At 53.1% G+C, this 12,903-nt stretch carries 11 protein-coding genes and 1 tRNA gene; 8 read left to right on the top strand and 4 right to left on the bottom strand.

Annotated elements, in window-relative coordinates:
• The 4 genes from B3F49_RS03130 to B3F49_RS03115 all read right to left on the bottom strand — a co-directional run.
• Positions 1–1,867: DEAD/DEAH box helicase (locus B3F49_RS03130; protein ID WP_293908928.1), on the bottom strand; the 1,867-nt coding region annotated here is incomplete at its 3' end.
• Between the two features lie 126 nt (positions 1,868–1,993).
• Entirely contained in the window at positions 1,994–3,034 is a 1,041-nt protein-coding gene (locus B3F49_RS03125) for a DUF2804 domain-containing protein (RefSeq protein WP_293893130.1), read from the bottom strand.
• Positions 3,035–3,059: 25 nt separating this feature from the next.
• Positions 3,060–4,133: a metallophosphoesterase gene (locus tag B3F49_RS03120; protein ID WP_293908927.1), complete on the bottom strand. Its 1,074-nt coding sequence runs from the start codon at positions 4,131–4,133 to the stop codon at positions 3,060–3,062.
• 96 nt (positions 4,134–4,229) lie between these two features.
• Positions 4,230–5,801 carry a SurA N-terminal domain-containing protein gene (locus tag B3F49_RS03115; RefSeq protein WP_293893136.1) on the bottom strand — a complete coding sequence of 524 codons (1,572 nt, stop codon included), beginning with the start codon at positions 5,799–5,801 and terminating at the stop codon, positions 4,230–4,232.
• A 173-nt stretch (positions 5,802–5,974) separates the two neighbouring features.
• On the opposite strand from B3F49_RS03115, the gene B3F49_RS03110 reads away from it, so the two are divergent.
• From B3F49_RS03110 to B3F49_RS03075, 8 genes are all read left to right on the top strand, one after another.
• Positions 5,975–6,047 (top strand) — tRNA-Pro (locus B3F49_RS03110).
• 70 nt (positions 6,048–6,117) lie between these two features.
• Complete coding sequence (locus tag B3F49_RS03105; RefSeq protein ID WP_293908926.1) at positions 6,118–6,927, top strand: Cof-type HAD-IIB family hydrolase; 810 nt, start codon at positions 6,118–6,120, stop codon at positions 6,925–6,927.
• A gap of 86 nt (positions 6,928–7,013) precedes the next feature.
• Positions 7,014–8,114 (top strand): BMP family lipoprotein, encoded by a 1,101-nt coding sequence (locus B3F49_RS03100; RefSeq protein WP_293908925.1) that lies wholly within the window; start codon positions 7,014–7,016, stop codon positions 8,112–8,114.
• Positions 8,115–8,201: 87 nt separating this feature from the next.
• Complete coding sequence (locus tag B3F49_RS03095; protein WP_293908924.1) at positions 8,202–9,731, top strand: ABC transporter ATP-binding protein; 1,530 nt, start codon at positions 8,202–8,204, stop codon at positions 9,729–9,731.
• On the top strand, positions 9,731–10,831 hold the full coding sequence (locus tag B3F49_RS03090; protein ID WP_293893146.1) for an ABC transporter permease: 1,101 nt from the start codon (positions 9,731–9,733) through the stop codon (positions 10,829–10,831). Before B3F49_RS03095 ends, B3F49_RS03090 begins: the two co-directional genes overlap by 1 nt.
• Positions 10,828–11,739, top strand: a complete 912-nt coding sequence (locus B3F49_RS03085; RefSeq protein WP_293893148.1) for an ABC transporter permease — start codon at positions 10,828–10,830, stop codon at positions 11,737–11,739. The genes B3F49_RS03090 and B3F49_RS03085 overlap by 4 nt, the downstream gene beginning before the upstream one ends.
• Positions 11,739–12,455: a purine-nucleoside phosphorylase gene (gene deoD, locus B3F49_RS03080; protein ID WP_293893151.1), complete on the top strand. Its 717-nt coding sequence runs from the start codon at positions 11,739–11,741 to the stop codon at positions 12,453–12,455. Before B3F49_RS03085 ends, deoD begins: the two co-directional genes overlap by 1 nt.
• A gap of 2 nt (positions 12,456–12,457) precedes the next feature.
• Positions 12,458–12,903, top strand: a 446-nt coding sequence (locus B3F49_RS03075; protein ID WP_293908923.1) for a nitroreductase family protein, incomplete at its 3' end; no start/stop codon positions are given.

The following is a 12,903-nucleotide window of genomic DNA, read 5'->3' as shown; positions in this document are numbered from 1 at the left end:
AGTCGTTATATCTTCGTCTGGAGCCCGGGCCTTTTTTGGCGAAGGATCCTTTCTTGGCCTTGGACGTGTTGTACTTTCCATGGACCCTGGGAGATCGGTCATCCGAGAAAGTCGGCCGACTCTCATACCGGTCTTCACCGCCATAGGAATCCCTCCCGTAAGGCTGGTAGTCGTCACGGTCGCTTCTATATTTGCGTTCGCCATAGGATGGCCGTCGATCGTCACGGGTTCGGCCGCTGAGGTTTTTGCCATTGGGATTGTCGGGCTTTGCACGGGTGATGATCGGCTTGCCTTCCGGCCCTTGGTCACCGAACGTCTTCAGGATGCGCTCAGCAACCTGAAGCGGGGCGCTGACAAACGAGAACTCGTCGCGAACGGAAACATCCTGGATGTCCCTGTCCTCTGCTCCCACCTGTTCGATGAGGTAATCGACCAGCATCCGCTTGTCAAGTCCGTCTTTCCTGCCTCGAGCGATGAACAGGCGGGTGAACCCGCTTTCCTCCTCGCGTACAGGTCGGTCACCACTTCGATCATCCCGACTGCCACTGATGTGTTGGTACTTGGAAACATCGAGCTGATCTTTGTAGAAGTGGTCCAGAAGGGCTGCCACTACGATTTCAGGCTTTTTGCCGTCGAGCAGCTGTTCGGCGATCGGGAGGAAATGACTGCTTTGCGCATCCTCATCCGAGAGCGCTGAAAGCCGGCTGAGAATTCTTGCACGCTTGATCCTGATGATCTCGCTTGCTTCCGGGACAGACTCGCGCCTGATATCGGTCTTGGAGACTTTCTTGATGAAGGAGAAACGCTTGAACTCACGGGGAGCAACAAAGGTGATCGCAACACCGGTCTTTCCCGCACGCCCGGTTCTTCCTACACGGTGGATGTATGCATCCGGATCTTCGGGCAGGGAGAAGTTGATGACATGGGTGAGATCGGAAATATCAATACCACGTGCAGCCACGTCGGTGGCAACAAGGATGCTGATGCTTCTCTCTCTCATTTTGTGGAGTATCAACTCTCTCTGCTTCTGGGAAAGATCGCCATGCAAAGGTTCAGCATCGTAGCCGCGGTCGATCAACTTCCTGCCGATCTCATCACATTGGATCTTCGTCCGGCAGAAAATGATTCCATAAAAATTCTCTTCCATATCGATGATGCGGGTGAGTGCTTCCAACTTGTCAGACTCTTTCACTTCGACATAAATTTGGTCGGTGAGATTGCTGGTCATCGTGTCCTGCTGAATCTTGACCAAGTGCGGCTCATGCATGAAACGCTCGGCGAGCCTCTGGATCGGCAGCGGCATGGTGGCGGAAAAACAAAGCATGCGCTTTTCAGCTGGAGTCTGCTTCAGTACTTCCTCGATATCATCGATGAAGCCCATGTCGAGCATTTCGTCCGCTTCATCAAGCACCACGAATTTGAGGTGCTCAAGATGCAGCGAACCACGTCGGAGATGGTCGAGAATACGACCGGGGGTTCCGACTACAACATGAACGCCTCTTTTCAGCTTGCGCAATTGCAGTTCCATGGAAGCTCCGCCGTACACAGCGGCGATTTCCAATCGTCGGTCTCCCTTCAGGGAGTTGATCTCTTCTGCGTTTTGTACAGCAAGCTCGCGTGTGGGTGCGAGAATGAGTGCTTGGACCTGATACATTGAAGGGTCTACAATTTCGAGAATGGGAAGCCCGAAAGCGGCAGTTTTTCCGGTTCCGGTCTGTGCCTGGCCAATAACGTCGACCTGGTCCTTAAGGAGCAGGGGTATGCATGCGCTCTGAATCTTGGTAGGTTCTTCGAAGCCTTTCGCTTCAATGGCGGCAATGGTTTGTGCGGACAGCCCTAGGTCCGCAAAGCTTGTTAACTCTGACATGGATCTCCTGAATCATATGTGGTTGGATTATCGGTTGTGAGCCGAGATGAACATAATAAGCCATACCAGTCTATACAAATGAACAAGTTGTTGCAAGACAGAAACATCCCAAAAACCCAAATTCGCCTACCAACGATTATAGACCTGTTCTGCAAAGCCCAGCAGCCTGTCGATCTGCAGTTTTGTGCCATCGTCCAAGGTGCAGGTTCCGCTGAAATATCCGAATACCTGATGTTGGTCGCTCTTGATGATGAGAAAATTTGTGTTCGATGAGCGGTCGACGCATGCTTCAAATACCAAGTCGAGCCGTCCTTGCTCATCTTGCATGGTCCATGGTGCAAGCATGTCCTCTTGATCGAAATGAAAACTGACCTCGCCAAGTTTATGGATGCAATTGTTGTAGAAGATGGCATTCTCGCTTGCCGGCGTTCGATCGGAAAAACCATAGCCGAGGTTCAGCCCAAAGGGTACGTTCTCAAGCAAACCCGAGGCGCTGGCCCAATACCACGTATTCTGGTATGTCCACCTGCCTCTTCCCCAATCCAGTACACCCCAAGCCTCCCCGAGCAAGAGATTCTCTGTTTCCATGCCCCTGCGAATCGTGCCGGTTGCTTTCAGGCAGTTGACTTTTTCGTTGAGATAAAAGGCCTTGCGCTGTTGCTTCCAGCTGGTGGCGATATTGAGGCTCTCTGATGACTCTGCCTGGGTGAGGGTGATGTCATAGTCCAATCCCACCGTTCCATCGGGCAGTACAAGGGTGGGGCAGGCGACCATGATGTGGCGCTGCAGGCCCCGCTTGATGAAAGCGATGCGAAGTTTCTTGTTGGCCCATGAGACTTGGCTGTCCTCGGTGGAGGACGGTGCAAGACCGATGGATCCGCGGGGGAAAAATGTCAGTGCATCGGCCTGGCTGACTTTGGCGGTATTGAAGTCGACATAGCTGAGGGCAAAGAGTGCTGCATACCCCAAGTCGCTGATTGTAGCTGTTACTGCATACCCTTGTTGTTGGTTGATTATTGCATAGTAGTCCCACTCCTTGATCTTGAGTGCACCACCTTTTATCTTGCTACGTTCATAGTTCCAGTAGGGATGGCGGGCCCATCCTTCCTGGATGATGCGGCCCTTTGCATCGAGCAAATCCTGTGCCTGGGTGATTTCAGTCTGCATACCTTCTCCTCCTTATCCCTTGATTCTACAAATTCCAATCATCAACTGTATAGGTGGCGATCTCGTAGGGACGGCCATCAGCGAACAAGGTGATGGTCTTGAGCCCTTTGCTGTGAAACCTGGAGCCGTAAGATCCGTAGCTGGCGCTTCTTCCGTAGTGAAGGTCGATGCCTTCCCAGCTGCCGAAGAAATCGTTGAGGTGGTTATGGCCGCTGAACACAGCCACCGTGTTCATTTTCTCCTGCATTGCAGCAAACAGACCGGTATTTTCCAATGGCGCATTGATTGTCTTATCCAGCTTGACTCCGATAGCATCTCCGCTCTCCCAAAGAAGCCTGAATTCCGGTAAAGGAATGTGGATGAAGGTATACAGAGGCACTTGCCTCAATCCATCCTCCACCCAGCGATACCAGGCAATCTGGGAGGGATAGATGTAGTCGGGGGCGATGACGCCCCCTTCATAGATTCGGCTGTCATGGGAGTCGAGCAACATGATCGCTTGCATTGGTTGCCCGTCCTTGGTAAGGACTATAGGATAATTGCTGTTGCCGGCAACCCAACTCTCACCCTGGGAGAAGATGGCGGTAGGGTAGGCATCCAGCAAATTAGCCAAGGTGGGTTTGTCATGGGCGTACTGGCCGTCGTGGTTGCCGAAACTCAGTGCCCAAAATCGGTTGTGCTGTTGCATGAAATCGGCGAATTCGGTAAGCATTTTCAAGCTGTCGAAGCTGAAGAGGAGGTCTCCACTTATGACCGTCAGGTCGGGATTTGTCTCCTCGAACGCTTTTTCAAGTAAACCATATATTTTTTTTCGATTTGAGAAAGGACCCCTTCGCAGGTGGAAGTCGGTTCCCCAGAGTATGGAGAAGGATTCATTTGTATAGGGCATGGTGAAGGCTTTTTGCTCTTGGATGGCTTGGTCAAGATTGAACGGGTGCTCCGGCACAACAAAGAGTTCGGTATGCTGGTCAAAGTCCTGATATATTCTGGTGTTGGTCAGAGCGTCAATGACCAGATAGGTGGCAATTCCTGTTGCTATGAGCAAGACTGCCAAGGAGATGAGTACTGTTTTGAGAATCCTGCCGGTTGTTGGTTTCATACAGCCTGTAGCCTAGCATGGAACAGCCTGCAATTCCATATGAAAAAGCCGGCACGAATGCCGGCTATCACAATTGACGCATGAATGCTCTTTCTGTTACTGGCCAAGCACCACAGTCAGGAAGGTTGTCAAAAAGTTATCCTCGAAGGCATCGGAGGTATACAAGGCCTGAGAGAAATCCTGCTGGTTCTGACTTCCGCTGTAATAGTCATAGAACATCGAGAGGTAGCTGGCCATTCCTTCATCCTGGGTATCCTCCCCAACTTCGAGCAGCAGGTAGGAAGAGCCGACCTTGATAGGGTCCAAGATGGTGTTGGGCTGGGCGGTATAGAGCTCTTTGGCGACATCGCCGGTGGCGGCACTGCGAAGCAGACCTGCGGGGTCGGTATAGGTGAAGTCACTCATGTAGCTGCTCTTGCCTGCGTTGTAGGGAGTCGAACCTACTTCAACAACTTCCAGATTATTCTGAAGGGCCAGCTCATCAAGGCCTTCAGCCTTGGCTTTCTCGGCCCAGTCCTTTGCAAGGTCTGAGAGATAGGTGTCGATCAAAGCGGAGTCGTTGACTGCAAGGTATGCCTTCACCGAAGCAAGCGTAGAATCGCTGGCATAGTCGCTTTCCACTGGAGCACTGTTGATCTTGTACAGCGAGAACGAACCGTTTGCCTCGAACGGGCCAAGAACGTCTCCCTCCTTGGCACTGAGCAGGGCCAAAGCCTCCTCGGCGTTCTTGAAATTGGAGAGAATACCGTAGTAGTACAGTTGACCAACCCTTCCCTCCGCGGCTGCATAACCGTCCAGGCTGTTTGCAACTGCTGCTGCCTCGAACGTGGTCTGTCCGCTGGTGATGGATTCATACAAATTCTTGGCCTGCTCTGCTGTCTCTACGGAGATGATGCTCAGATCCATGGTGTAGAAGAGCTGCTTGTTCTGCAGGGCGTACTGGGAGGCCAATTCATTTGGATACTGGTTCTGGTTAACTACAAGATACCGGAAAGTTCTTCCCTTACTGGCCATCGCTGCAATATATTCAGCCTCGGCGCTGGAGGAAAGAACGGTTCCTACATCGTCGACTACAATCTGGTAGGGAAGCGAACGGCGGATGGATTTCTCTACGCTTGCCTTGGTCTCGGCACTGGCATTCTGATAGGTGGCCACATCAAACTTGCCGTCCTTGTTGTAGGCTCCGCTGTTGATGATTGCCCTATTGACTACTTCATCGGCGGCAATGATGCCAGCCTTGGTGGCCAATTCGTTGATTGCGGTGAAGATCACCGTGCTGTCGTAGGCACTTTTCCAAATCTGGTAGAGAGCCTGGGTCTGGTCCATTCCGCTTGATTTATACTGATCGGCATAGTTCTGGACCTGGTCATAGAAGTAGTTGCCGTAGGCGTACTTGATCTCCTGCTTGCCGTACTTGCCGAAAACGATGCCATCACTCGTACTTTTACCGACAAAGGCTTGAATTGCGGGAGCCAACACAAAGGAGATGGCGATGAGAATCAGGATTAGCATACCCAGAACCCAGCCGATGGTGATCTTGCGTTTTGGTTTGAGTGCGGCTTCTTTTTTGCCCTCAACAACTACTGTGTTCTTTTTTGCTTTACCGATGGTGAGCTCTTTTGCCTCACCCTCGGGCTTCTTTCCATTTGTGTCGTCGTTTGCAGACATGATAAACCTCTTTCTGTGGAGCATTTTCCGCATGAGCGGACAGTCTTATGAAAAATAGCATTTCACCTAGCTACTGTCAATGAATTGCTGTATAAAAGCAAAAACGCCTGTTTTTGTTTCGTATTGACATTCAAAGGGCCAATAGGTATATTGAACTCCGGCTGTGAAGCTGACGGGTAGTAGCGCAGGGGCTAGCGCACTTGGTTCGGGACCAAGGGGTCGGAGGTTCAAATCCTCTCTGCCCGAGTAGGGAATTCATGATAACTCCTTGTTTCGTAATGGAAATAAGGAGTTTTCAATTTTATAGGAGCACTCGATGTACACCACCTTGGCCTTGGATTTGGACGGTACTCTCACCACCAGCACCAAAGAGATTACGGTGCGTACGAAAGAAGCGGTGCAACGTGCTCACGACAAGGGCGTTCACATCGTTCTTGCCAGCGGACGACCTGTGTTGGGTATTGTTCCTGTCGCCCGGAGGCTTGGCCTGCTGGGTGAGGATGCAACCATTCTCGCCTACAATGGAGGACAGCTGGTATCCACGCGCAATCTCGAGGTGATCCGGGAGAGAACCGTGGATTTGAACACCATCCATACTTGTTTCACCTACGCCAAGGAGCACCGACTTGCCGCACTCAGCTATGATGAGCAAGGAGTCATAACCGAGATGCCCGACGACCCGTATGTGGGCTTGGAAGCCTATAATAACGCCATTCCCATCAGGAAGGTCGACGATCTCATTGCAGAAGTCCGGCATCCGATGCCCAAGGTCATGATCGTGGGAGAGCCGGCAAGACTGCTTGCAGCCAAAGAAGCGTTGACGGGATTGGTCGGCGACCATGCTGACCTGGGGTTCAGCGATCCCTTCTTCATGGAGATTACGGCACAAGGAGTGCAGAAAGCATCGAGCCTAGTTACGCTGCTCTCCCTCTTGGGTCATACAGAGCAAGATCTCATGGTCATCGGGGACGGCCTCAATGATGTGCCGATGTTCGGCATTGCAGGTCTTGCCGTTGCCATGGATAATGCAAGCGACGAGGTCAAGGCGCATGCCCACACCACTACCGCATCAAACAACGAGGATGGTGCAGCAAAGGCCATAGAATGCCATATTCTTTCCCAATAGGGCAAAAACTCTTCATTCACAATACTTTTTGTTGTGGTAGAATACCAATTACATGTATCACGGACCAACCATAAGGAGGGTAATCCATGAAAAAAGTAACTTTGCTGGTAATCGTATTGGTTATGGCAACCACGCTCTTCGCCCAAGGCGGCAAGGAAGTTGAGGCTGCCGACAGCAGGCCGACCATTCGCCTGCTCACGGACGCAACAGGAATCGATGACAAGTCCTTCAACGCAGCTGCGTGGAGAGGCATCGTCCAATACTATGGCGATACCGTGGAGAATGCTGCCAACCGCGGCAAGCTCTATGATGTAGTGACTGCACAGACTCAGGACATGTACATCCCGAACCTCAGACAGGCCTCCGATGAAGGGTATGACCTGATCATGGTCACCGGTTTCACCTGGGCTGACGCCCTGAGCGAAGTAGCTCCCCAGTATCCGGATCAGAAGTACACCATCGTAGACGTGGACTGGGTGGGACTGCCGAATGTCTTGGAGTTCATCTACTCGGAGGAGCAGGGCTCCTACCTCGTAGGGTTGGCAGCTGCGCTGCAGGCCAAGGAAGATGGAATCCAGAACCCGAAGTTCGGATTCATCGGCGGAGTTCCCGGAGCAACCATCACCAAGTTCGAGATGGGCTACGTCCAGGGCATTCGTTCGGTATTCCCCAATGCTCAGATATTTGACTACTATGCCAACGACTGGGGCAAGCCCGAACTTGCGAAAGCACAGGCGAAGAACTGGTACGATATGGGTGTCTACTGCATCTTCAGCGCAGCCGGTGGAACCGGAAACGGCACCATTGCACAGGCAAAGGAATATCGTATGCAGGGCAAGAACGTCTGGGCGATCGGTGTAGACAGCGACCAATATGCCGATGGCATCTACGCCGGAACAAAGAGCGCCGTCCTGACGTCCATGATCAAGAGGGTGGAAAACTCTTCTTTGATGGTCCTCAAGGCTGTTGCAGATGGATCTTTCACCGGCGGGGTGGTCCAGATGGGCATGGCCGACGATGGTGTAGGCTACTCAACGGCAAATCCCGAACTCAGTGCAAACGTGATCAAGCAGGTTGATGCAGCAAAGGCTGATATCATCAGCGGCAGGATCAAACTCTACAAGACGTATCGTGAGGCCCTCGCAGCAGGTGCTGCCCCCGCAGGGCTCGCAGCTCTCGACGACTGAGCAATCCACTGCCGGCAGGAGACTGCCGGCTCTCTCCCTGGTCATTCGGTGTAGTGGTCAGAGAAAGAGCTTTGGAATGAGGAGCCGATGGTGAGTGAATACGCAATAGAAATGATGAATATCACCAAAACATTTCCCGGTGTGGTGGCAAACGATAAGGTGAAACTGCAGGTAAGACATCAGGAAATTCATGCATTGCTTGGTGAAAACGGGGCTGGAAAATCGACCTTGATGTCCATCCTGTTTGGATCATACAGTGCAGACAGCGGCTTGATCCTGCTCGATGGCAGGCCTGTTGAGATCAAGAACCCCAATGTGGCTACCGCTCTGGGGATCGGAATGGTCCATCAGCACTTCAAACTGGTGCAGAACTATACCGTAACCGAGAATATCGTCTTGGGTATGGAGCCGACGAAAGGCAGGTTGCTCGATATGAAAAGCGCCCGCGAGCATGTCGCCCGACTGAGCAGCCAGTACGCCCTGAAAGTCGATCCGGACTCATTGGTCGAGGACATCACCGTCGGGCAGCAACAGCGTGTGGAAATTCTCAAAACACTCTATCGCAATGCGAATATCATTATTTTCGATGAGCCTACCGCCGTCTTGACTCCGCAGGAAATCGATGAGTTGATGGACATTCTCAAGAAACTTCGTTCGGAAGGAAAAACCATAGTATTGATAACCCACAAGCTTAAGGAGATAAAGGAAGTCGCAGACCGTTGCACCGTCCTTCGACGCGGCCGGTGTATCGGGACGGTCGAGGTAAAGGATGTCAGTGAGCAGGATCTTGCAGAAATGATGGTAGGCCGAGCGGTGAAATTCGAGATTGAGAAACCCGAGCAGCAGCCGGGCAGGGTGATGTTGAGCCTGAAAAACCTTCAGGTCGCCGATCAAAACGGCACGATGCGGGTCAAGGATGTAAGCCTCGATGTCCACGAGGGTGAAATCGTCGGAATTGCCGGTGTCGACGGCAATGGTCAAAGCGAGCTTCTGGGTGCCATCACCGGTTTGTTGCCGATTGCCGCCGGTTCGGTGTTGCTTGACGGCAAACCCATTGAGAACCTCTCCATCCGCCAGAGGATCGAAGAGGGGCTTGGGTATATCCCCGAAGATCGAAAAAAGTATGGAGTGGTTGGTGAGTTCACCATAGCCGAGAACACCGCCCTCAAGAACTACTACCGGGATGCGTACCGAAAACGGATGGGCATCCTCGATTATGAAGCAATGAACCAGGAGGCTGAGAACCTCATCAAGCAATTCGACATCCGCAGCGCCGAGGGAGCGAAGACCACTGCGGGAAGCCTGTCAGGGGGAAACCAGCAAAAGGTCGTCGTTGCCAGGGAGATTTCCCTCTCCCCGAAGGTCCTGGTGGTGGCACAGCCCACCCGGGGATTGGACGTCGGAGCGATTGAGTACATCCGAAAGCGGATCATCGCCGAGCGAGAGAAGGGCAGGGCCATCCTGCTGGTCTCCTTCGAGCTTGATGAGATCATGAATCTTTGCGACCGCATTGCAACCATCAGCAAAGGGCGTATTGTGGCAGTAAACAAACAGAACGAGGTCACCGAATATGACATCGGCTTGATGATGGCCGGGTCGAAGAAGGAGGCGCTTTGATGAAACCGTCTCGTCAAAAGCTCATCCAATCGGATGGGGCCGTCTCGGTTCTGGTTGTCGTGTTGGGTTTTCTCGTAGGCACCGTATTGGTCGCCCTGGTGGGAAAGAACCCCTTGAACATGTACAAGGCGCTTTTCCAAGCGCTGAGCGGGTACAATATCGACAACGGACGGATGAATGTCCGGTACATCGCCGAGACGCTCAACTACTCGGTTCCCTTCATTCTCTGCGGACTTTCCATGGGGTTTGCCAAGCGCGTCGGGCTGTTCAACATCGGTGGTGAAGGCCAGTACATCATGGGCATGACCATGGCCCAGGCGATTGCACTGCTTGGACCCCGGATTCCCGTACTGCATTGGATGCTCGCCATGCTCGGGGCAATTGTCATCGGTTCACTGTGGGGCGGCATGGTAGGCCTTCTGAAGGCAAAGTACGAGGTGAGCGAGGTGGTCTCCACCATCATGCTCAACTATGTTGCCCTGTACCTGAGCCGGATCATCTGTCTGCAACTGCCTGGAGCCACCACCTACAAGACGGCGAACTTTCCCGAGACTGCCTTGATCGGCAATGCATTCTTTCAGAAAATCACCAACAACTCACTGTTGAACAACGGCATTTTCATGATGGCCGGCTCAGTATTGGTCTATTGGTTCATCATGGAGAAGACCAGTCTCGGGTACGGCATGAGGGCCACCGGCTTCAACAAGGATGCCGCAAGGGCCAGCGGTATTCCCGTAATCAAATCCATCTCGATATCCATGGCCATCAGCGGTGCGTTCGCAGGACTTGCCGGCGGTATCGTCGCCCTTGGATCCTTCAAGTACGGGCGGGTGCTTTCAGGGATGGACAACTATGGATTCGACGGTATAGCCGTCGCTCTGGTAGGCAACTGTACGGCACTGGGCACGACGCTGGCCGGCTTGCTCTTCGGACTGCTCAAGAATGCACAGGCTTTGATGCAGAGCAAGCAGATACCCAAGGAAATCACCTTCATCATCCAAGGTCTCATAGTCATTTTCATCGCCCTTCGTTCGGCACTCAAGCTCTATCAGGAGTACTTGGACAAGAAACAGCTGCAGAAGGAGGTAGGAGTCAAATGAGTATGATATGGGGAATGCTTCCTTCAGTCCTGATGATTGTAGCTCCGATTCTCATCACCGCAATCGGTGGTATGATTTGTGAAAAATCCGGTGTTGTAAATATCGCTCTCGAAGGCCTGATGGCCATTGGCGCCTGCACGGCAGCAGCAGCCCATGTGTTGATGGAGGGTTCGGGTATGAACCACACCCTCTCCCTCTTCCTGGCTTTGACGTTGGGGTTCGTCTTCGGCGGCCTCTTCTCGCTGGTGCATGCACTGGCTGCCATCAACCTGAATGCCGACCAGACCATCAGCGGGACGGGCATCAACCTGCTGGCAAACGGGGTGACCATCTTTGCCAGCCAGATCCTCTTCAATGCCGACCGCACCCGTGAGTTCCGCATGGGGATGCAAACCGATGCCTTGGGGATCTATCCTACGGCGTATATCGCCATCGCGGTAGTAGTCCTGTCCTGGTTCATCCTCTACAAGATTCCCTTCGGTGTACACCTCAGAGCCTGCGGGGAGCATCCGGGAGCTGCTGAGAGCGTAGGCATCAATGTGAAGAAGATGCGGTACTTCGCTGTTGTGGCCAGTGGAGTCCTGGCAGGTCTTGCAGGTGGATGCGTGGTGCTCACCCAGACCATCCAGTACACCTCCAATACCATCAACGGCCGCGGCTTCATTGCCCTTGCCGCAGTTTCCTTCGGACGGTGGAAACCGCTGGGAGTCACCGGAGCTGCATTCTTGTTCGGCACCGCCCAAGCGTTTGCCATCATCGCCAACAATATTCCCGCCCTCAGGGTTCTTCCCACCGAGGTATTCAATATCCTTCCCTATGTGGTAACCCTTGCAGCACTCGTTCTCTTCAGCGGCAAGAACTACGCACCGAGTGCAGCCGGAAAGGCGTATGAGAAGGGGGCAAGCTGATGACACCGCATAATCGCGCAGACAAAGCCGACATAGCCCCTGTCGTTCTTGCTCCCGGCGATCCGATTCGTGCCAAGCTGGTAGCCGAGCAGTTCTTGCAGGAAGCCAGCCTTGTCACCGACGTTCGCAATGTATTGGGCTATACCGGTTTGTTCAAGGGACAGAGAATCTCGGTGATGGCAACCGGCATGGGCGGACCTTCGATCGGGATTTACAGCTATGAACTTTTTACAACCTATGATGTGAAGGCGATCATCCGCATCGGTACCTGTGGAGGTCTACAGAAGCAACTCGGGGTTGGTGATCTGGTCTGTGCCATGACGGCGAGTACCGATTCTGCCTGGGCTCATCAGTACAACCTCAAAGGCACGCTCAGTCCCTGTTGTGACAGTGCATTACTGTTTAGGGCTGTTGAACAGGCGCACCTGCTCGGTTTCCCCTGCCATGCCGGCATGGTGCTCTCCAGCGACCTGTTCTCCTCCTATAATGCATTGGGACAGGAGAGTTGGAAGGCATGGGCCCGTATGGGTGCTCTTGCCCAGGATATGGAAACCTATGCCCTGTATGCAACAGCGGCATGGACGCAGAGGCGGGCCCTCTCGATTCTCACCATGACCGACAGCTGTGTCACCGGTGAGGGCTTCGGTCCTGAGATGCGAATCAAAGGCCTGTATCCGATGATTGAAGTTGCCCTGAAGGTTGCGTTGGAGGTGTAACAATGGAATTTCTCCATGCCATGCAGCATCGATTTGCCTGCAAGCTGTACGACCGAAAGCGGATGCTCGACGACAGTGAAATCCAGAAGATCTTGGAATACGGCAGGCTTACCCCCACTTCATTCGGCCTTGAGCTGTGGTCGTTTCATGTTGTGAAAGGACCAGAGGCGAAAGAAGCCCTGTTTCATGCCTGCTTCGACCAGGAGTCGGTCAGAACCAGTGCAATGACCGTTGCTGTGCTGGTCCGCACATCGCCTTTCGCCAATCCTGACGGCGATTTGGTACACAGCCGCGGCAAGCGGTTTCCCGATCCCTTGCAAGTCTTCATCGACGACTACCGACCCTATTACGACTTCCTCAAGGCAGAGGGCAGGCTGGATTGCTGGCTGAGAAGCCAAGGGTATCTGGCCATTGCAAACATGATGACGGGAGCCGCCGCCCTGGGCAT

This window comes from Sphaerochaeta sp. UBA5836 (assembly GCF_002432845.1).
Taxonomy (GTDB): domain Bacteria; phylum Spirochaetota; class Spirochaetia; order Sphaerochaetales; family Sphaerochaetaceae; genus Sphaerochaeta.
Note: the sequence above shows the minus strand (reverse complement) of the source record. Positions and strands in the feature narration are given on the sequence as shown.